Origin of the sequence: Pseudorhodobacter wandonensis (assembly GCF_001202035.1) — a bacterium.
GTDB lineage: Bacteria > Pseudomonadota > Alphaproteobacteria > Rhodobacterales > Rhodobacteraceae > Pseudorhodobacter > Pseudorhodobacter wandonensis.
In genome coordinates this window covers 17847-38946 of the sequence record NZ_LGHT01000024.1, presented here as the reverse complement: position 1 = coordinate 38946, position 21100 = coordinate 17847, and the positions used below count along the sequence as shown (strand labels likewise).

Here is a 21100-nt window from a genome sequence, read left to right as displayed (position 1 = left end):
CCGAAGTCGGGTTTATTCGGCCGTCTTCATTTCAAAGCCCTTTTCGATCATATCGGACGGGGCGACGGGGTACTCGCCCGAGAAGCACGCATCACAATACTGAGGGGATTTGGCATTTCGGCCCTTGGCCTCGCCTGCGGCACGGTAGAGGCCGTCGAGCGAAACAAATTTCAGGCTATCAACGCCGATCCAATCGCGCATCTCTTCCTCGGACATGTTGGCGGCGAGGAGTTTGGAGCGTTCGGGCGTGTCGACGCCGTAAAAGCAGGGCCATGCTGTGGGCGGAGAGGCGATGCGGAAGTGGACCTCGGCGGCGCCTGCATCCAGGATCATGTCTTTGATCTTGCGCGAGGTGGTGCCGCGGACCACGGAATCGTCAACCAAAATCACCCGTTTGCCTTTGATCAGCGCGCGGTTGACGTTGAGTTTCAGGCGCACGCCCATGTTGCGGATTTGCTCGGTCGGTTCAATGAAGGTGCGGCCCATGTATTGGTTGCGGATGATACCCATGGCGTAGGGAATGCCGCTTTCCTGGCTGTAGCCGATGGCTGCGGGAGTGCCGCTATCGGGAACGGGGCAGACGAGATCGGCCTCAACCGGGGCTTCGCGTGCCAGTTCGACGCCGATCTGGCGGCGGGTTTCATAGACCGAGCGGCCGCCGAGAATGCTGTCGGGGCGGCTGAAATAGACATGTTCAAAGATACAGCCGCGCGATTTCAGGCGGCGGAAGGGGAAGTGGCTTTCCACGCCTTTGTCGGCCGAGATGACGACCATTTCGCCGGGTTCGATTTCGCGCACGAATTCGGCGCCGATGATGTCAAGCGCGCAGGTTTCCGACGACAGCGCCCAGCCATCGCCGAGTTTGCCCAAGACCAAGGGACGCACGCCCAGAGCATCGCGCACGCCCATCAGTTTGGTGCGGGTCATTGCCACGACCGAGAACGCGCCTTCAACTTTGCGCAGCGCCTCTTCCATGCGGTCGGGGATGTTGCGGCCCATTGAGCGCGCCATCAGGTGGATGATGCATTCACTGTCAGAGGAGGATTGGAAAATCGAGCCACGCTCGACAAGTTCTTTGCGCAGGGCGACGGCATTGGTGATGTTGCCGTTATGGGCAATCGCCGAGCCGCCCATTGAAAATTCGCCAAAGAAGGGCTGCACGTCGCGGATTGCGGTGGCCCCTTTGGAGCCAGCGGTGGAATAGCGGACATGGCCGATGCCGATGGTGCCCGGCAGGGTTTGCATCACGTCAGCTTTGGTAAAGTTGTCGCGCACATAGCCGAAGCGGCGTTCCGAGCAAAAGCCTGCGCCTTCGGCATAGGTGACGATACCGCCGGCCTCTTGTCCGCGATGCTGCAAGGCGTGCAGGCCCAGGGCGACAAAGCTGGCGGCATCGGCCATACCGATGACACCGAATACTCCACATTCTTCGTGCAGCTTGTCGCTGTCAAATGGGTGGGCGAGGAAGGGGCGCATGGCAGGCTCCGAATCCGAGGGGGAATTTATGGCCCCGTTTAGTCCTTGTGTCGGCGAGTGTCACGCCTTGATGTAAGGCGGCGGCTTAGTTGCCGGCTGCGGGGGCGGGTGTTGTTGGGGTGACAGTTGTTGCAGGGGCGCCGCAATCGCCTGTCAGGGCCTCATAGCGGGCAACGATCCAGCCAGGGGCATCGGAGGGAATCGTCTCATCAATATTGGTTTGGAATGAGGCGAAGACCTTGGCTGAGCGCGAGTTATCGACCATCGGCATGGTGTTGGCGCCGACTGCCTTATCGTAGACGATAAAGGCGACAGCAACCAAAAGCACGCCGCGAATGACGCCGAACAAAAAGCCCAAGCCTTGGTCAAGGCCGCCAAGCACCGAGCGTTGCACCAATGAGGACAACAGCGGCGAGAAGAGGGCGGCAATGACCAGACCGATGGCGAAGACGGCGGCGAATGACGCGATGATCGACAGCTCGCAGCTATCGGCCAGAAACTTGCCGACGACGGGCAATTCCTTGACCAAAGGTTGGGCTTGCGATGCAAAGACATAGGCCAGCACCGCAGCCCCCGCCCAGCCGGCAATCGCCAAGGCTTCGCGGACCACACCGCGCGAATATGCCAGCACCGCCGAGAGTACGATGACGAGTGCAACCACACCGTCGATAAGGGTAAAGCCTTCCATTGCCGTCTCCTTTTGGGGCGATTAGCCGGCCCCGAAAATTTCGCCTACGAACGCCGTCAAATCGGGCATTTGGCGCACTGCCATGCCATCGACCCCGGCCATTTTTGACCGGGACGGCGCGATTGCCTGTGTGAAACCAAGTTTCATCGCCTCTTTCAACCGGTTTTCGGTCTGTGCGACGGGGCGAAGCGCGCCAGACAGGCTGATTTCGCCGAAAAGCACCATATCTGGCGGAATTGCAACATCTTCGCGCGCTGAAAGCAGGGCGGCGGCCACGGCCAAATCGGCGGCGGGTTCGGAAACGCGCATGCCGCCGGCGACGTTCAGGTACACATCGAGGCCGGCAAAGGGGATGCCGCAGCGTGCCTCGAGCACGGCGAGAATCGTTGAAAGTCGCCCTGAGTCGAGCCCGACAACTGTGCGGCGCGGGGTGCCAAGCGGCGAGGGCGACACGAGCGCCTGAATTTCGGTCAGCACGGGGCGGGTGCCTTCGATCCCTGCGAACACCGCCGAGCCGGGGGCGGGTTTGTCGCGGTCGGATAAAAACAGCGCCGAAGGGTTGGTGACCTGCGCCAGCCCGTCGCCGGTCATTTCAAACACGCCGATTTCGGCGGCAGGGCCAAAGCGGTTTTTCACCGCGCGCAAGATGCGGAAATGATGGCCGCGCTCGCCTTCAAAATAGAGCACTGTATCGACCATATGTTCGACCACGCGGGGGCCTGCGATCTGGCCGTCTTTGGTGACGTGGCCGACAAGGATAATCGCCACGCCGCGCTTTTTGGCAAATGTCACCAGCTCATGCGCGGCCGAGCGGACCTGAGACACCGAGCCGGGGGCGCTGTCAACCGTATCAAGCCACATGGTTTGAATAGAATCGATAATGCACAGGCCGGGGCGTTCGGCATCGAGCGTGGTCAGAATATCGCGTAGATTGGTTTCAGCACCGAGAATGACGGGAGAGTCGGCAAGGCCAAGGCGTTGCGCGCGCATCTGGACCTGTGCCGCGGCCTCTTCGCCCGAGATATACATGGATTTCACGCCATTGCGGGCAAAGGCAGCGGTGGCTTGCAGCAAGAGCGTTGACTTGCCGATGCCGGGATCGCCGCCAACCAGAATCGCCGATGCCTCTACCAGACCACCGCCCAGCACGCGGTCAAATTCATCCATGCCGCTGGTGGCACGGGGTGGCGGATCGGATTGGGTGGCAAGATCGGTCAGCGGGATGGTACGGCCTTTGCCGCCCAGCGATTTAGGGCCGGCGGAAAGCGGAGCCTCTTCGATAACCGAATTCCATGCGCCACAAGAGTCGCAGCGCCCGGCCCATTTTTTATGGGCAGCGCCGCAGGAAGTGCAGGTGAAAGCCGAGGATGATTTTGCCATGTGTCTTGATGCAACGATGCGGCGGGCAGTGCAAGCCGTATGCGATGCAGAGGCTTGCGAATTTCCGCCGATTTTTCGGCGGGTTTTCGGTCGGGGTTAGCGCTTTGTGTTGAAAATGGAATCAATAACCGAGGCCAGCACGCAACCTGTGAACAGATAAAGCCCCCAAGCCGTTTCAACCCGCCCGAGCCCGACGCCTTTGGCCAGAATGATATAGAGCGCGATCAGAAACACATCGGCCATTGCGAGCTTGCCCAAAATTTGCAGCGCAGGCGCAAGGCGGGGGCTAAGCAGGCGAAACTGCATCAGGGCAAGCCCGATGGTTTTCAGGTAGGGCACAAAGATCGCAAGCACGGTCACCAGCAGGGCCAAGGAAATATCTTTGCCCCACAGAGCCTGCAGGCCCGTGACGACCGAGATTTCAGACAGATCAAAGAACGGCAGCAAGCCTGCGCGCAACAGGGGCGCGAACCATGACAGCGGAAACAACACGAGCAGCGACAGGTTTATAGCAATCATTCCATATCGCACGTTTCGTCCACCTTGGCCTGTTGGTTTGCGCGGCAACTTGGCGAATGCCGTGAGGGGCGTCAAGCTGCGGGAGTTGATGTGTGGTTGGGGGGCGTGGGGCTTTTGCCTTTTCCTGCCCAGCTGTTGTTTTTGTTTCTATTTTGGAAGCAATGTGGTGGCTGTGACAGGCTTGCTGAAATGTTCGGGGAAAGCGAATTGGTGTTGGCGCGCAAAGATACAGTTAGCTGCGCCCTGTGCCTTCGATATAGCGGCGGGCATAGCGGGCGCCGAGGCCGGTCAGAATTTCGTAGCCGATTGTGCTGCCAGCCTCGGCCAAGTCGTCAACGCTTTGATGCGGGCCGAGAATATCAAGTTTGCGCGGGGCTTGTTCCAGATGCGAGATGTCAACCGTGATCGTATCCATCGACACACGCCCGACCAGAGGGCAGGGCACATCGCCGGCCCAGAGAACAGCGCGGTTGCCAAGCGCGCGCAGCAGACCATCGGCATAGCCGCCGGAAATGGTGGCGATCAGGCTTGGGGCCTCGGCCACCCAAGCGCAGCCATAGCCTACGGTTTCGCCAATCGCCAATTCGCGGATTTGGATAACCGGCAAAGACAGCGCAACCGTCGGCGATGCAGAGTCAAAGGGCATGCCGCCATAAAGGCCAATACCCGGGCGGGTAAGATCGAAATGATATTCGGGGCCAAGCAAGATGCCGCCTGTCGCTGCGAGCGAGCGCGGCACATCAAGACCGTCGGTCATGGCGTGAAACTCGGCCAGTTGGGCGGCGTTCATGCTGTGATCGGGCGCATCCGCGCAGGCAAGATGGCTCATGATCAGTTCGGGGCCTGCATCAAGGACCAGTGGCGCCACGGCTTCCCATTCGCCTTGTTCCATGCCGAGGCGGTTCATACCGGTATCAAGCTGGATGCCAAAGGAATGGCCGGGCAGGGATTCAAGATGACGGGTGATTTGGTCGATCGAATTCAGCATCGGCGTCAGATCCAGATCATGGATCATATCGGTATCGCCTGCCATGTGGCCGGAAAAGATAGAGATTTGCGGGCCTTCGCCTAGTGCTTGCCGCACGGCAGCGCCTTCCTCGGAGCAGGCGACAAAGAACCGGCGGGCACCGGCATGGGCCAAGGCGCGGGCCACACGGGCGGCGCCCAGCCCATAGGCATCGGCTTTGACCACGGCACCGGTCTGGGTGCCGGGGCCGGACAAGCGGTCCAGGGCGCGCCAATTGGCGGCGATTGCGTCGAGGTCGATGGAGAGGGTTGCTGTGGCCATGGCGTTGTTTTGACTGCTTGGGACGTTAGGTCAAGAGGATATTCGAGATTTCAGCGGGATTTGGCAGCGATGGGAAAGGGGGTGCCGCGCTTGGGGCCATTGAGGCCCCTGCGCGCGGCACTGACGTGGTGTGATAAGACGGCGGCGCCAAAACTTGCAACGTTGTGCGGGCGGGCGCGGCCGGTAGGTATTTGGGCCAAGATGAAACCGGTTTTGCGGGATCAATACCCGCCGTCACTGCCCTCTTGCCAGGCTTTGGCGAGGTTGCCGAAACGGGTGAAGCGGCCTTCGAAGCTGAGTTCGACCGAGCCGATGGGGCCGTGGCGTTGTTTGCCGATGATGACTTCGGCTTTGCCATGGACGCTTTCCATAACCGATTGCCATTGCGCCATTTTTTCGAGTTCGTGGTCGCCCGGTTTTTCGCGTTCCTTATAGTATTCGTCGCGGTAGACGAACATGACCACATCGGCGTCTTGTTCAATCGAGCCGGATTCGCGCAAGTCCGAAAGCTGCGGGCGTTTGTCTTCGCGCGATTCCACGTTACGTGACAGCTGCGACAGGGCGATGACGGGGATATGCAATTCCTTGGCGATTGCTTTAAGGCCTTGGGTAATCTCGGACACCTCTTGGACGCGGCTTTCTTTGGACGAGCCTTTGAGCAGTTGCAGGTAGTCGACCATCAGCACATCCAACCCGTGGGTCCGTTTAAGCCGGCGGGCGCGGGCGGCAACCTGCGAGATCGGCAGGGCGGGGGTGTCGTCGATATACAGGGGGCAGGCCTCAAGGCTTTTGGCGGCCTCGACAAAGCGGCGGAATTCTTGTTCGGTCATGTCGCCGCGGCGGATTTGCTCGCTGGGCACTTCGGATGCCTCGGACAGGATACGCGCGGCAAGCTGTTCGGCGCTCATTTCCAGGCTGTAGAAACCGACCACGCCGCCCTCGATGGCGCCTTCGGACCCGTCGGGCAGGCGGCCGCGTTTATACGCCTTGGCCACGTTAAACGCGATATTGGTGGCAAGCGAGGTTTTGCCCATCGACGGGCGCCCTGCAAGAATAAGCAAATCTGACGGGTGCAAGCCGCCCAGCTTTTTATCCAGATCAATAAGGCCGGTTGAAATGCCCGCTAGCCCACCGTCACGCTGATAGGCGGCATTGGCGCTGTTGACGGCCTCGGTGACTGCTTTCAGAAAGCTTTGAAAGCCGCGCTCGGCAACGCCTTGTTCGCCCAGCTTGTAAAGCCGTTGTTCGGCCTCGATGATCTGTTCCTTCGGTTCAGAGGCCACCTCGATCTTGGCGGCTTTGGCGGCGATATCACGGCCCAGGCCGATGAGTTCGCGGCGCACGGCAAGGTCATACAGCATTTGTGCATAGTCGCGCGCGGCAAAGCTGGAAATGGCGGCACCGGCAAGCCGCGCGAGGTAAGGTGGGCCACCCAGTTCCTTGAGCCCTGCGTCATCCTCGAGAAACGCCTTGAGCGTAACCGGCGAGGCGAGGGCGTTTTTCTGGATGCGGGCGGCGGCAATTTCAAAGATGCGGCTGTGGACCGGATCATAGAAATGCTCGGCCTTTACCAGGCTGGAGATGCGGTCATACACATCGTTATTGGTCAGAATTGCACCAAGCAACTGCTGCTCGGCTTCGATATTATGGGGCAGCACATCGGCTTCGGCCTGCGCCGGAAGCGTTTGTTTGATCTGAGCGACCTCGTTCATAGCTGACCTCTTGGCTGTCTTAATTGCCCTGTCTAGCCCAGGTTCGGGTTGGCGGTAACCCCTGCGGACTGGTGGATAACACAGGGGAAAACCTTGTGGAAAACAGCAAGCCCTGTAGGGCGTGCTGCAGATACTACCATATCTTGTAGTATGGTGCAGTTTTTTTGGCCAGACAGACGATTCTGCGGCGGGTTATCCCCAAGTTGCCCGCCAGAAAAAAATCTGGGGATGAAAGGGCCAAATTATCCTTTGCGCGCGTCTTGCCATGCGCGGGGCGCTTTCAGAAAGCTCTCCACTTCGGCCAAGGTTGCGGCGTCAAAGGCACCGCTGTCGCGGGCTTCGGCCAGCACGTCCCACCATGTGCAAAGATGGTGCAGGGTTACGCCGTGATCGCCAAGTTTTTGCGTGGTGTCGGGGAAAATGCCGTAATAGAAAATCACCGCCGTATGCGCGCAGGTGGCACCGGTTTCGCGGATCGCATCCACGAAAGACAGCTTTGAGCCGCCGTCAGTGGTCAGATCCTCAACCAACAACACGCGCTGGCCCTCGGTCATAACGCCTTCGATCCGCGCGTTGCGGCCATAGCCTTTGGGCTTTTTGCGCACATAGGTCATAGGCAGCGCCATGCGTTCGGCAACCAATGCGGCAAAGGGGATGCCTGCGGTTTCACCGCCTGCGATATTGTCGAAAGCTTCAAACCCGGCGTTGCGCATCACGGTTACCGTCAGGAAATCCATCAGCGTGCTGCGGATGCGCGGATAGCTGATCAACTTGCGGCAGTCGATATAGGTCGGGCTGGGCAGTCCGGACGCCAAGGTAAAAGGCTCATCCGCGTTGAAATGCACGGCTTTGATTTCCAAAAGCATCCGCGCGGTCAGGCGGGCGATCTCGTTTGCGGGGGGAAAGTTGGTGGGGATCATAGAACGGTCCTTTGTCTATCATCTATCTTTAAATATCCCCCGCGGAGCGCTGTGTCGCTGGGGGCAGAGCCTCCGGCGGGGATATTTGAGGGATAGATGATCTTAGCCCTCAACATGCCAATGCACGGGAAAGCCGGGGTTGAAAACGGTAACAGGGCCAGCCTCGGTCAGGATTTTATCCGGCCATTTGGCAGGCGCGCCTTTGGTGAGTGTCAGGGTCGTTTCGTTCACGGGCAGGCGGTAAAAAGCCGGACCGTTAAGCGAGGTAAAGGCCTCGAGCTTGTCCAGCGCGCCATCCTCTTCAAACACATGGGCCAGCAGTGGCATGGTGTTTGTTGCCGTAAAGCAGCCTGCACAGCCGCAGGCGTGTTCTTTCAGCGCGTCCACATGTGGTGCAGAATCGGTGCCGAGGAAAAACCGTGCCTCGCCAGAGGTGGCGGCAGCGCGCAGGGCAAGCCGGTGGGTTTCGCGCTTGGCCACGGGCAGGCAGTAGTAATGCGGTTTGATGCCGCCGGCCAGGATGTGGTTGCGGTTGATGATCAGATGATGCGTGGTAATAGTTGCCGCCAGATCATCGCCGCCGGCGCGGGCGTAATCGACGCCTTGGGCCGTGGTGATATGTTCCATGACCACGCGCAGGCCGGGGGTGTTGCGGCGCAGCGGGTCCAGCACGGTGTCGATAAACACGGCTTCACGGTCGAATATATCAACCGTGGCATCCGTCACTTCGCCATGCGCGCACAAAGGCAGGCCGATCTCGGCCATTTTTTCCAGCACGGGGCGCACTTTGTCAAAATCGCGCACGCCGGAATGCGAGTTTGTCGTGGCACCAGCGGGGTAAAGCTTGACCGCTTTGACCAGACCAGAGGCAGCGGCGGCCGCGACGTCGGCCGGGTCTGTACCCTCGGTCAGATACAGCACCATCAGCGGGTCAAACGTCATGCCTTTGGGCAGCGCCGCCATAATCCGGCCGTGATAGGCCTGCGCATCGGCCAGCGTGACCACGGGCGGCACAAGGTTTGGCATGATGATGGCCCGCGCGAAATGACGGGCGGTTTCAGGCAAGACACCTTGCAACATCGCGCCATCGCGCAAATGCAGGTGCCAGTCATCGGGGCGGCGGAGTGTGATGCTTTGTGTCATGGCGCAAAGCGCTAGCCTATCCGCCATGCGTTTTCCAGAGGCAAAAGCGCAGTTGTCAGCTTGTTTTGCGGCAAAGCGCGTACGCCGCCACCGGGAACTGGATTGGCGGGTGGGCCGTGGCGGCTTTATTTATTGCCCAGAACGCCGCTTTCCTCGAGCTTGTCGAGATGTTTGCGAAAGCCGGGTGCGCGCAGCCGGCTGGTGACCGAGCGGCAGATCATGGCTTCGCGTCTGGCGTGGCCCGCCTCGGTGCAGGCACGCAGAATAAGCCGCAGATAGGCCCCAAAGTTGCGCCGCTCGCGCCAGAGCTTGCTATAGCTCTTGGCGGTCAGTTTGCCATCGCAGGCCTCTTTGACCATCTTGGGCAAGATGCCCAGTTCGGCCAGTGAAACGGCAGTGTTTTCGCCCAGAAACCGTGATTTCAGCTTGGTGACAAAGGATTTGTGGAACAGCGCGACATGCATGGCGTCAAGCCGGCAATAGGGGTCATAGACCACAAACATTTGCTCGGCGCCTTCGACCATATCGGGGGCATAGCCGTAGCGGCTGGTGAAATCCAGCCGGCGGGCCTGCGTGTAGCGCGTATCCCAGCCGGCAATTTCAGGAGCAAGTGTTGCGCGGGGTTGCACCGCCAGAACCGTACAGCCGGGGGCCGTAACCGAAAAGGCAGCGGCGGCATAGGCACCCATACCGGCCCCGTAAAACACGATCCGCTCAAAATCGTCAAAGAAAGCGGCATCGACCAGCTTATCAAGATAGGCAAACACTGCAGGATCACGATACCAGGTTTCGCCTTCGCTGATCAGGCTAAGATGTGACCAGCCGTTCTGTGTGGCTTGGCCAAAAACATGCGGCATGTGGCCCGGTTCCAACGCCTGAATATCCTCGAGCCGGTCAAAGCTTATCACGAGTGTGGTGCCGTCTTCGTTCAGCACGGCCCAGTGATGATCGCCCAAAGCCTCGAATGCCCCCGAGCCCTCGCCCATATTGCGAAGCAAGGAAAGCCAGCCGTCACGGTCAAGGGTGGCGGCGGTTGTTTGGGGTTCGGTTTCGTCGATCTGTGGCATAGGCGTTTACTCTCTCGTAACATTAAGAACATCGCAGGCAATGACTTGTTTTGCCAGTGCCGCGTGGCGCAATCACGCAGAGAAGGCGGCAAGAGAAAGGCAAATACGCACAGGTCGGAAACAATGCGCCGACATTGTTTCTAATCGGCGGCGGGTGGCAAAGCGGTGACCGCATGCTGCCAGATCAACCGCGCTTGCTGTGCGGTCAGGCAGCGTGCAGGGCGTGACATCATTAGCCGGCCGAACAAGCTGCGCCAGGCGTCGTCTTGCATGAGGGCTGTAAACCGCTGCTTGCGCCAGTGTACGGCCTTGTCATGCAGCCCATTCAAAATCGGGTCGGATTTATAGGCGGCCAGAATTGGTGCGCTAAGGGGGCTAAGGGCGGAAATAGAGCGGTCCTCGACCTCGCAAAAGTTTCGTTCAACCCAATAGCCCATATCAAAGGTAGATGCGTCGCGATTGGCCCGCCCGCGATCACATTTCACCAGATAGCTTTCCATCGCCCCCAATGCGTAGTGGTTCAACTGCACCAAGCCATAGGTGTCGCGGCCAAGGGGCGAAAAGATGCGGCTGCGGTGGAACTCGGGCGGTAATTCGCGGCCCGAGCCATCGAACCAACGCTGCGCGTCTGTGTTTTGCGGGCTGCGGGGGCGATGGACCCCCAACTTCTGATAGCTTGCGTCATTGCGAAACAGCGTCTTGAACATCAGGGCGCGCCATGGCCAATGCAGCACAGTCGGCGCGGCGCGGGTAAAGCTTTCGGTGACAGGCCGGTCTTTGTAGCCGATAACACCTGCATTGCCGAACAAACGCCATGTCAAAGGGATAGCTGTCGCTTCCGGCAAGGCGGCAAGCAAATCCGGCAAGCTGTGGTTGCCAACGTGGATATTGACGAACTCGTCAATGTCAAAACACAAAACCCAATCGGCGGCCGCCATCAACGGGTGTTTGTCGGCGGCTTTCAGGGCGGCCCATTGCGGGCCCTCAGCATGCGGGCCATCATTGCGCACATGCGTCAACTGCCCCATCGCCTGCAGCCGGTCCAGCATGGCATCGGTGCCGTCAGCGCAATCATTCGAAAACACCAGAAAATCGGTAAAGCCGCAGGCGCGGTGATGCGCCAACCATTCCAGCAAGAATGTCGCCTCGTTGCGAACGGTCAGTATCGCGAGAAAGCGCATGCCATCAGCCTTTCCTTGCCCGCCAAGGCCCAAACGGCCAGCGCAACGCACCTGAAAAAGACGGCCTGTGATTGTCACAACCGCCCCCGATTTCATCTTGGCCCAAATACCTATCTGCTGCTTGCCACCCCAAACGGTCACTTGCCATTGCGCGCATAAAACCGTTCATCGTCAATGTTTCGCCTCACCGCTATGGTCAACGGTGAAAAAGAAATCCGGCGCAAGGTCACGCCTGTGCAGATCATCCGGTATCACGGCCGGTCCAGCGGAAAACACCGCCGCGCCAAAGTGCTGCTGCAGCTTGCAAAGGGTTTCCATGCGCGGCCCTGTCAACTCGGCATAGAAATTCCGGTAGGTCTCGGTTTCCAGCAATTCGGCAATCTTGGCGCGGTGGCAGCGCAGCGCGTGGTCATGCGCGGCCCTGATTTCGGGGTCAGACATCAGCCTTTCATATTCGACCCGCATCAACGGGATCATGCGCTGGATGCTGCGGTCCTGTTCCAGATTGTGGTTCATGCGGAACCAATAGTTCAGCCCTTGGTCGCGGTCGACGTGGTTCACTCGCCCGCGATCGCGTTTGACCAAAAAGCTTTCGGCCGAGCGCACGGCATAATGGTTCAGGCTGACCCAATCATAGCCATAGGTTTCCAGTGTTGACCGCCAGCCATTGCGATACATCGTGCGGGGCAGGGGGTTGCCCGACCCGTTCAGCCATTTCACGCGGTCCCACAGATCGGGGATCAACCCTTTCGGCCGGTGCACGCCCAGTTTTTTGTAAATATCAATGTTGCGGTACAGGGTTTTGAACCCCCAGGCCTGATGCGGTTTGCGGATCACCTCGGGGGCGCAGGCGGTGAATTGCTCCAGCAGGAACCTGTTTTCAAACTGATGCACATCATTATTGCCAAACAGCCGCCAGGTCAGGCTGATCATATTGGCATCGCCCATCGCCTTGTACAGCGCATCGAGCGTGCCGTCGCCGATCTTGATGTTGATGAACTCATCCACATCCATGCAGATGCCCCAGCCGCAGTTTTGCATGACCGGTTCTTGCTCGGCGGCTTGCAGGGCGGCGTGTTGGGGTTTCAACGCGCCGCCCGGAACAAAGGGGTTGAGACGGTGTTGTACAATGCCTTTGGCTTGCAGCAGGTCCAGCATCGTGTCGGTACCATCGGTGCAATCATTGGTATAGATCAGGAAATCATCCACACCGATGGCACGGTGATAGGCCAGCCATTCAAGGATAAACGGCCCTTCATTTTTCATTGTCGTAACAATTGCCGTGCGGCCAGCTTTGATCGCGGCTTTTGGCGCTGCTTTCACCTTGGATACCGGCGCGCGCACCGGTTTGTGGCCAAAAATCGTATCAGCCATCGCCAGCAGCGCATCACTTTCCACCAGCGAGGTTTTGGGGGCCAGTTCGGACGCGTTGCGCCCCGGCACCTTGATCGCCATTGCGCGGTAAAACGGTACGGCATTCTGCGGGTTAGGGTTGGCATAGGCCACGCGCAGCATCCGCCATGTATTTTCCAAACCGGCCTTTTGCGGGGCCACGCCCCAACGCGCCATTGGTTTGCCAATGTCGAACGGTGCGCAGATATGGTCGCCAAACCGCGCCTCTTGGTTATTGCGCACGCGCCACGGATAAATGCGGCGGCCTGCCAGCAAAATCACGCCTTTGGGCGCGGCCAAGCATTGGTCAAACGCATTTGGCGTGTCTTGGGCAACAGGGGCCAGAATATCGGGGATATCCAGCGATAGCACTGCGCGGGCGTCAGTGAGAAACCGCCATTTCATCGCCTCATAAATCGCACCTTCGCCCAAAGGTGCGCGCCACGGATCGGGGGCGGGCAGGTCCATGCGGTCTTTGCCGGGGGCATCGGGGGCAAGGTAGGGGTGGTTTTCCGGGCCAAGTTTGGGTTTGCCCAAAGGGATAGGGCAGTCAACCAGAACCACTGTGATTTGGCGGTCTTTGACCAGCTTGCGAATGGCTTTTGTCAGCGTTTTGGCCCAGACCTCGGGTTCGGCGCTGGGTATGCGGTTCAGGATCAGTGCCCCTGTGGCCCCGTGGTGTTGTGCATGATAGGCCAGCCATTCGGCAATTTGGGCGGGGCTTTCCTCGGTCCGGAAGGCAAAGAGGCAATTGCGCCCTGCCAAAAGTTGCGGTTCGGCCGGCGTCGGGGTCAGTGGCAGACGGGTGCCATCGGCAAGGGCCAAGGCCAAAGGCTGTGACGGGTCGGTTTGCGCCACCACCATCGCGGCACCCGACACATCGCGCAAATCAAGCGGCAGTGCGCAGCCGTCAAGCGGATCGGGGGCAAAACTGCTGACTGCGGTGCCATTGCCAAAGAATGCCATGACGCGCGGGGCCGCATTATCTGGGGCAAGGCTGACCACCTCTAACACGCTGCGAATACCGCTGTGCCCAACGGCATAGGCGCCCAGTTTGCGCTGAGCCACGGTAATACTCGGGGTGGCGTGTTTTGCTGTTTTGCCTGTCATGCCTGCTGAATCCACCCGCTTTTCCGCGCCTGATGGCGGGGTCTTTACGCTTGGGGCTTTAGCACAATCATGTCACAACCTCCAAGGTTTTCGGCAGCTAAACATCGATAGTGATTGGCAAAGAGCCAAAGCCTTGCCAAGTTGCGGGGCAGATATGGCGGCCAGGCCAAAGGAGTGTAATGAGCACGGAATACCAAATCGGAGCGCTTTGGATTGGCGGCACGCTGAGCTATCTGGAACAGCTTTGCCTGAAATCGTTTCTGGATGCGGGGCAGCATGTCAAGCTTTACACCTATGATGGGGTGACCAACCCGCCCGAGGGGGTAGAGCTGGCCGATGCTGCCGAGGTTTTGCCGCTGACAGGGTTTTTGCGGCACGAACGCACGGGCAGCCCGGCGCTGCATTCAGATCTGTTTCGCTATCACATGCTGGCCAAGGGCGACCGGATTATCTGGGCCGATACCGATGCCTATTGCGTAAAACCCTTTACCACGCCGAACGGGCATTTTTATGCGTGGGAATCTGCGCATGGGTTGAATGGCGGTGTTTTGGGCCTGCCGCGTGATAGCGACACGCTGGCCGGATTGCTGGAATTTACCGCCGACGAATTTGCCCTGCCGCTGTGGTATGATGCCAAGTACCGCGATGAATGTGCGGCGGCATTGGCGGCAGGCAATCCGGTTCACGCGTCAGAAATGCCGTGGGGCGTGTGGGGGCCGCATGCGATTACGCATTTTCTGAAAGCCACGGGCGAGGTGCGGTTTGCGCTGCCGCAGGTGGCGCTTTACCCCGTGCCCTATAAGAACCGTAACCTGATGCTGCGGCCGTCTTGGGATGAAAACACCTGCCTGACCGAGGATACGCTGTCGATCCATTTCTATGGCCGCCGGATGCGCGCGCGGATTTTGGCGGCAGAATCCGAGGGCATACCGCGGCCAAACAGCCTGATCGGGCGGCTGTTGAAAAAGCACGGCATTGACCCGGCGGCGGCACCCTTGCGACGGCATATGCCGGTGGATGAAGCAGATGATGGGTGAGGGGGCGGGCAAAATGATGATCGGTGATGTTCCCGAAACCGACGCTGCGGGCTATTCGCTGGCCTCGGCCGAAAAGCTGTTGGAAGAGCTGAAGCTGCCGCCGATTAAGCGGTTTTCCGAAGTGTCGGGTACGGCGACCCATCTGGCGATTGCGGTGCATCGGCGCTGGGGGGCAATGATCGACCTTGTGTCTGTTGACAAAAACGGTGGTTTTTCGGGGCAGGCGGCAGAGTGGGTTGCGCCTTATATATCGATGCTGGAGCAGGCAGGTATATCACCTGCCTTTATTCGGGTTGTCACGCAGAAACAAGATCTTGGACCATCGCAGTTGATTGCAAACCTGTGCGGGTTTGGCGATGTGCAGCGCATCAAGGGGCTTGCGCCAGTGCTGCGGGCTTGCCTTGTGCCGGATGGGGCCTTGTTGTCGGATATCCGCAAGAAATCAGGGGCCTATCCGTTTTATAAACCGTATGGCGAAACCACGCAAATCGGCACGCGGGATGAGGCGGACGAGCAGGTGCACCGGGTTGTGCTGCGGGTAGGCGCGGCTGAACCTGCCAAACTGGCCGCAACGGATGTGGCAGAGACCCCGACGCAAGATTGGGCCGAAATTGCCACCGAATTGGCGGGCAAAGATGGCTTTTACCGCGAGGGGGATGAGCATGCGATGCTGTTTGTCAAACGCGCGGACACGCTGGTTGTGACCTTTGACAACCTTGATATCGCTATGGAAAAACGCGAAGACAAGCGGCCTTGGGGGTTTGCTTTTATCGAAAAGCAGGGCTGGTCGATGCTGGGCGTTACAGCCGCGGGTTGGACGTGGTTTCGTGACCCTTGGGTGTATGACCAGTTTGATGCGCTGAAAGAACAAGGGTTTTTCAAGCGGTTCAAACGGGTAGTGTTTTATGGTGCGTCGATGGGCGGCTATGGCGCTTGCGCCTTTGCTGCGGCTTGCCCCGGGGCCGACGTGGTGGCAATTTCGCCGCAATCGACGCTGGACAAGGCACTGGTGCCGTTTGAAACGCGCTATAAAACCGCGTGGGGTCGTGATTTTTCGGGCAAATATGGCGATGCGGCACAGGTTTCCGGCAAGGCCGGGCGCGTCACATTGGTTTATGACCCCTATGAACCACTGGATCGGGGTCATGTTGACCGGTTTTCAGCCGAAAACGTGGTGAAACTGCGCGCGCCGCTGCTGGGGCATCGGCTTGGGTCGAGTTTGCAGCAGATGGGGATTTTATCGCCGATTGTGCTGACGGCCCTGAATGGCACGCTGACCGAGGCAGAGTTTTACCAAATGCTGCGCAAGCGCAAAACTTTCGGGCGCTATCAGAAAGAGTTGTTCAAACGGGCGATAGACAAGGGCCATCCCGAGCTGGCGCGGCGGATGGGGCGCTGGGTGCTGACCCGCGGCGACAACCGGCATATTCGCAAGGCGATGGAGCGGCTGTAAGGGGCCACTCCCGCCATTCGTTGCTTTTGCCAAGGCAAAAGCGCCTCAAGGTTGGGCCGGGCCGCGCCCCGATGGGCGCGGCGATAGTGCTTTGAATTAAAAGAACGCCTGAAGGCCAGTGATCGCACGGCCCAAGATCAGGGCGTGCACATCATGCGTGCCTTCATAGGTGTTCACGGTTTCAAGGTTCACCATGTGGCGCATGATCTGGTAATCTTCCTGAATGCCATTGCCGCCATGCATGTCGCGGCTGTGGCGGGCAATTTCCAGCGCCTTGCCGCAGTTGTTGCGCTTGACGATCGAGATCATCTCGGGCGCGGCATTTGCATTGTCCATCAAGCGGCCGACTTGCAGGCTGGCCTGCATGCCCAAGGCGATATCGGTCATCATGTTCGCGAGTTTCAACTGGAAAATCTGGGTCTGGGCCAGCGGTTTGTTGAATTGCTTGCGGTCCAGCCCGTATTGGCGAGCGGCGTGCATGCAAAACTCGGCCGCGCCCAAAACGCCCCAGGAAATGCCATAGCGCGCGCGGTTAAGGCAGCCGAACGGGCCTTTCAAACCTTCGACATGCGGCAGAAGGGCATCCTCGCCGACCTCGACATCCTTCATCACGATTTCACCGGTGATCGACGCGCGAAGGGACAGCTTGCCCGCGATTTTCGGGGCGGTCAGGCCTTTGGTGCCTTTGTCCAGAATAAAGCCACGGATTTTGCCGCCATGTGCTTCGGATTTCGCCCAGACCACAAACACATCGGCAATCGGCGCGTTAGAGATCCACATTTTCGCGCCATTCAGCACATAGCCATTCGCGGTTTTCTTGGCGGTGGTTTTCATGCCGGCAGGGTCTGAACCGGCGTCAGGCTCGGTCAGGCCAAAGCAGCCGATATATTCGCCCGAGGACAGTTTCGGCAGGTATTTCTGGCGCTGTGCCTCGGAGCCATAGGCATAAATCGGGTACATCACCAAGGAAGATTGCACCGACATCATCGAGCGATAGCCGGAATCCACGCGCTCTACCTCGCGCGCGATCAGGCCGTAGGCCACATAAGATGCGCCGATGCCGCCGTATTCCTCGGGGATGGTGACGCCCAGCAGGCCCATTTCACCCATTTCGCGGAAAATTGCAGGGTCGGTTGCCTCATCGCGGTAAGCCTGCGTGATGCGTGGTTGCAGCTTTTCCTGCGCATAGGCGCGGGCGCCATCACGCAGCATCCGTTCTTCTTCGGTCAGCTGGTCATCGAGGCGAAAGGGGTCTTGCCAGTCGAAACGGCCCAGATCGGGGGCATCTTTGGCTTTTAGCGTTGGCTTGTCCATCGGGCGTCTCCATTTATGCGTTGTGCAAGGAATAGCGTTTCAGATGCGATTTTTCAAATGAATAAGCTTTGCAAGTTTATGAGCAATGCGCATAAACTGGCGATCATGCGCCACGCCTATACCCCCAGTTTGCCCGAACTACAGGCCTTTGTTCAAGCGGCCCGTACAGGCACGGCCACGCGGGCAGGGGCGGCGCTGGGCCTGACGCAGAGCGCGATCAGCAGGGCGCTGACATCGCTTGAGGCGCGGTTAGGGGTGGCGCTGTTTCACCGTATCCGCCAACGGCTTGTGCTGTCGGATGCGGGCCGCGCGTTGTTGCCCGAGGCCGAGCGATTGCTGGCCGATCTGGACCGGGCGGCGCTGACCGTGATGTCATTCGGCGGGCACCGAGATGTGTTGCGGCTGGCGGCTTTTCCTACGTTTTCAGCGCTTTGGCTGATCCCGCGGCTGGCCGGGTTTGCACGGTTGGCGCCAGAGGTGACGGTTGACATGACGGCCACTTTGGCCCCTTTGGATTTTGAGCGTGACCCGCGCGATATGGCGATTATTCGCGCGCAACCGCCACTGAACGGGGCACCATTGCGGGGTGCGCGGCTGGATGTATTGGCAGTCGAGCGGCTGGTGGTGGTGGCCGCCCCTGACCTGCTGCCCGATGCGGGAATGCTGGAGGATGACGCCTTGGCCAAACTGCCGCTATTGCAGCAGGCAACGCGGCCCAACCTGTGGCTGGATTGGTTTTTAAATGCGGGGTTGGACCCGATTACTATTTTGCGCGGCGCACGGTTTGAACAGTTTGGCATGGTGTTGGCAGCGGCACGTGCAGGCTTGGGCCTTGCCTTGGTGCCAGAGGTGTTTGCCGCGCCGGATATTGCGGCAGGCGGGTTAAGGTTGGCTTCGGCACGAGTGATGACAACGGACACGCCTTATGTGCTAACATACCCCGAACGCAGCCTAGAGATTGCGGCATTTCGACGATTTCGTGATTGGATTCTAGCGGATGAAGGGGAAGGCATATGAATGATATTCCTGAAATAGCATTGGCTTGGCATCAGTCTGGTCGCAGGGCGGTGCTGACGACGGTGATCGAAACCTGGGGGTCGGCGCCAAGGCCCGTGGGCAGCCAGTTGGTCATTGCGGGCGATGGCGCGATGATGGGGTCGGTTTCGGGCGGCTGCGTCGAAGGGGCGGTGGTTGATGCGGCGCTGGCCTGTTTGGAAAGTGGCACACCAAAGCTGCTGAGTTTTGGCGTGGCGGATGAGGATGCTTTTGCCGTGGGGCTGGCCTGCGGTGGAACCATTCGGGTAAGGGTGGAACCGGTGGGTGATACAGCCGGGGCGCTGCCGCCTGCGCTGTTGGCCGATCTGGTGGCGGCGCGGGCGGCCAAGCGGCCTGTGGCCCTGCTAACGCATCTTGAAACCCATGCCCACCGTTTGACGGGCGGCCCGGGCGATGCGCTGGCGACGGAAATTGCCACGCGGATGCGCAGTGACCAATCGGGGCTGGAAGGCGACTGGTTTGTCGGCATCCACAACCCGCCTTTGCGGATGGTTATTGTCGGTGCGGTGCATATTGCGCAGGCGCTGGTGCCGATGGCGCGGGCCTGCGGCTATGACCCGGTGCTGATCGACCCGCGCGGCGCCTTTGGTTCGGCGGCGCGCTTTCCCGGTGAAAGTATCGTCGAGGATTGGCCGGATGACGCACTGGCGGCGCTGGCGCTTGATGCGCGCTGCGCAGTGGTCACGCTGACCCATGACAACAAGCTGGACGATCCGGCGCTGATGTCCGCTTTGGCGTCGAAGGCTTTTTATATCGGTAGCCTCGGTTCAAAACGCACCCATGCCAAACGGCTAGAGCGTTTACAGGCCGCGGGTGTAAGTGCCGACCAGATTGCCCGCATTCATGCGCCTGTCGGGCTGGCAATCGGGGCAAAATCGCCTGCCGAAATTGCGGTGTCGATCATGGCGCAGGTTACGCAGCGGTTGCGGATGTAAGGGGGCAATGAAAAAGGGGCCGCGATGCGACCCCTTTTGAACGGCAGTGATAGGGCGCTTATTTTGGCCCGATCATCATAACCATTTGGCGGCCTTCCAGCTTTGGAAAGCTTTCCAACTTGCCGGCCTCTTCCGCGATCACATCATCGGCCACGCGGTTCAGTAATTCCAAACCAAGCTGCTGGTGCGCCATTTCGCGGCCACGAAACCGCAAGGTCACCTTGACCTTGTCACCTTCGCCCAGGAACTTCAGCACCGACCGCATCTTGACGTCATAGTCATGCTTATCCGTGCCGGGGCGGAACTTGATTTCCTTGATTTCAATGATGTGCTGCTTTTTGCGGGCCTCGGCCTCACGTTTTTGCTGCTCATACTTGAATTTACCGAAGTCCATGATCTTGCAGACCGGTGGCTCCGCGTTAGGCGAGATTTCGACCAAGTCGAGACCGGCCTCTTCGGCCATGGCCATCGCGCGGGCAGGCGTAACAACGCCCACGTTTTCACCGTCCGCACCAATCAGGCGGATTTCGGGGCTGCGGATGCGGTCATTCACACGGGGGCCCGTATCGCGTTGCGGCGGGGCGTTGTGGGGTCTGCGGGCTATGGTTTACTTCCTTCTTTAATTGATATCATTGCAGGGCAGTGCCCTACGCGAGGCAAAATAGACTTCTGGCACGGGTTGTTCAACACCTTTCGGTCAAAACCCGCAGGAAAGAGTGCTGCAGGGCGGCAGAGTCTTTTCAAATCCGCGAATTTCTGTCAGTTACGGCCGCAGCCGTCAGGTAGACGGGCATTGGGAGACTAAATGATGAACAAGAATGTAATTCTGGGCGCCGCGGTGATCGTTGCAGCTGGCCTTGGCTATTATCAATTCAGCTATGTGCCCGCACAAAAAGCGGCGCAAGAGGCAGCTGTTGCAGCAGCAGATGCTGCGGCCAAAGCCGCAAGCGAAGCCAAAGCAGCCGAAGAAGCTGCCGCCAAAGCAGCCGAAGAGGCCGCGGCCAAAGCTGCCGAAGAGTTGAAAGCCGCAGAAGAAGCCGCCCAAAAGGCAGCTGACGAGGCCGCCGCAGTTGCTGCCGAAGCCGCAGCCAAAGTCGAAGCCGAAGCAAAAGCCGCGGCCGACGCTGCCGCTGCCTCCGCGACCAATGCAGCAACGGCCGCGACCGAGGCTGTGACGGGCGCAGCTGATGCCATGGACCCATCCAAACTGCTGGATGCGACAAGCTTCGATGCAGCAAAGGTGACCGCGCTGATTGATGGCTCTTCCTTGGACGCTTCAACCAAGACCACTTTGAAATCGGCCGTTGAATCTGCTGCCAGCAACCCGTTGCTGTTGCAGGGTGTGCTGGATCAAGTGAAGTCTGCGCTGGGTCTCTGATCCAAACCGGCTAAAAATAGCAAAAGCCGCGCATTGCGTTGCGCGGCTTTT

At 59.3% G+C, this 21100-nt stretch carries 18 protein-coding genes; 5 read left to right on the top strand and 13 right to left on the bottom strand.

The window, feature by feature from the left end; all coding sequences use genetic code 11:
- Window positions 1-12 precede the first annotated feature (12 nt).
- The 11 genes from purF to AKU79_RS03750 all read right to left on the bottom strand — a co-directional run bounded on the left by purF (window position 13) and on the right by AKU79_RS03750 (window position 13876).
- Window positions 13-1476 carry an amidophosphoribosyltransferase gene (gene purF / locus AKU79_RS03805; protein WP_050522255.1) on the bottom strand — a complete coding sequence of 488 codons (1464 nt, stop codon included), beginning with the start codon at window positions 1474-1476 and terminating at the stop codon, window positions 13-15.
- Window positions 1477-1561: 85 nt separating this feature from the next.
- On the bottom strand, window positions 1562-2164 hold the full coding sequence (locus tag AKU79_RS03800) for a CvpA family protein (protein ID WP_050522254.1): 603 nt from the start codon (window positions 2162-2164) through the stop codon (window positions 1562-1564).
- 21 nt (window positions 2165-2185) lie between these two features.
- A complete protein-coding gene (gene radA / locus AKU79_RS03795) occupies window positions 2186-3544 on the bottom strand; it encodes a DNA repair protein RadA (protein WP_050522253.1) in 1359 nt (452 codons plus the stop codon).
- A 96-nt stretch (window positions 3545-3640) separates the two neighbouring features.
- On the bottom strand, window positions 3641-4063 hold the full coding sequence (locus tag AKU79_RS03790) for a paraquat-inducible protein A (protein WP_050522252.1): 423 nt from the start codon (window positions 4061-4063) through the stop codon (window positions 3641-3643).
- Between the two features lie 232 nt (window positions 4064-4295).
- Window positions 4296-5351 (bottom strand): alanine racemase, encoded by a 1056-nt coding sequence (gene alr / locus AKU79_RS03785; RefSeq protein WP_050522251.1) that lies wholly within the window; start codon window positions 5349-5351, stop codon window positions 4296-4298.
- Between the two features lie 221 nt (window positions 5352-5572).
- Entirely contained in the window at window positions 5573-7063 is a 1491-nt protein-coding gene (locus tag AKU79_RS03775) for a replicative DNA helicase (RefSeq protein ID WP_050522249.1), read from the bottom strand.
- A 242-nt stretch (window positions 7064-7305) separates the two neighbouring features.
- Entirely contained in the window at window positions 7306-7983 is a 678-nt protein-coding gene (locus AKU79_RS03770) for an orotate phosphoribosyltransferase (protein WP_050522248.1), read from the bottom strand.
- Between the two features lie 102 nt (window positions 7984-8085).
- Complete coding sequence (pyrC, locus tag AKU79_RS03765) at window positions 8086-9126, bottom strand: dihydroorotase (protein WP_050522247.1); 1041 nt, start codon at window positions 9124-9126, stop codon at window positions 8086-8088.
- A gap of 125 nt (window positions 9127-9251) precedes the next feature.
- Complete coding sequence (locus AKU79_RS03760) at window positions 9252-10193, bottom strand: hypothetical protein (protein ID WP_050522246.1); 942 nt, start codon at window positions 10191-10193, stop codon at window positions 9252-9254.
- Between the two features lie 140 nt (window positions 10194-10333).
- Window positions 10334-11515, bottom strand: a complete 1182-nt coding sequence (locus AKU79_RS03755) for a glycosyltransferase family 2 protein (RefSeq protein ID WP_331458370.1) — start codon at window positions 11513-11515, stop codon at window positions 10334-10336.
- 30 nt (window positions 11516-11545) lie between these two features.
- Window positions 11546-13876 carry a glycosyltransferase family 2 protein gene (locus AKU79_RS03750; RefSeq protein WP_050522245.1) on the bottom strand — a complete coding sequence of 777 codons (2331 nt, stop codon included), beginning with the start codon at window positions 13874-13876 and terminating at the stop codon, window positions 11546-11548.
- Between the two features lie 179 nt (window positions 13877-14055).
- Here AKU79_RS03750 and AKU79_RS03745 point away from each other — a divergent pair, with 179 nt between their 5' ends.
- Window positions 14056-14913 (top strand): hypothetical protein, encoded by an 858-nt coding sequence (locus AKU79_RS03745; protein ID WP_050522244.1) that lies wholly within the window; start codon window positions 14056-14058, stop codon window positions 14911-14913.
- Window positions 14894-16366 (top strand): alpha/beta hydrolase, encoded by a 1473-nt coding sequence (locus AKU79_RS03740; protein WP_050522243.1) that lies wholly within the window; start codon window positions 14894-14896, stop codon window positions 16364-16366. The genes AKU79_RS03745 and AKU79_RS03740 overlap by 20 nt, the downstream gene beginning before the upstream one ends.
- Window positions 16367-16462: 96 nt before the next feature.
- Here the strand turns inward: AKU79_RS03740 and AKU79_RS03735 are convergent, their stop codons facing one another.
- Complete coding sequence (locus tag AKU79_RS03735; RefSeq protein ID WP_050522242.1) at window positions 16463-17680, bottom strand: acyl-CoA dehydrogenase; 1218 nt, start codon at window positions 17678-17680, stop codon at window positions 16463-16465.
- Window positions 17681-17758: 78 nt separating this feature from the next.
- Here AKU79_RS03735 and AKU79_RS03730 point away from each other — a divergent pair, with 78 nt between their 5' ends.
- Both AKU79_RS03730 and AKU79_RS03725 read left to right on the top strand, forming a co-directional pair.
- Window positions 17759-18697 carry a LysR substrate-binding domain-containing protein gene (locus AKU79_RS03730; RefSeq protein ID WP_231580095.1) on the top strand — a complete coding sequence of 313 codons (939 nt, stop codon included), beginning with the start codon at window positions 17759-17761 and terminating at the stop codon, window positions 18695-18697.
- Window positions 18694-19671 carry an XdhC family protein gene (locus AKU79_RS03725; RefSeq protein ID WP_050522241.1) on the top strand — a complete coding sequence of 326 codons (978 nt, stop codon included), beginning with the start codon at window positions 18694-18696 and terminating at the stop codon, window positions 19669-19671. The genes AKU79_RS03730 and AKU79_RS03725 overlap by 4 nt, the downstream gene beginning before the upstream one ends.
- Window positions 19672-19729: 58 nt before the next feature.
- Here the strand turns inward: AKU79_RS03725 and infC are convergent, their stop codons facing one another.
- Window positions 19730-20224 carry a translation initiation factor IF-3 gene (infC, locus tag AKU79_RS03720; protein ID WP_231580094.1) on the bottom strand — a complete coding sequence of 165 codons (495 nt, stop codon included), beginning with the start codon at window positions 20222-20224 and terminating at the stop codon, window positions 19730-19732.
- 252 nt (window positions 20225-20476) lie between these two features.
- Here infC and AKU79_RS03715 point away from each other — a divergent pair, with 252 nt between their 5' ends.
- Window positions 20477-21049: a hypothetical protein gene (locus AKU79_RS03715; RefSeq protein ID WP_231580093.1), complete on the top strand. Its 573-nt coding sequence runs from the start codon at window positions 20477-20479 to the stop codon at window positions 21047-21049.
- Window positions 21050-21100: the final 51 nt, after the last annotated feature.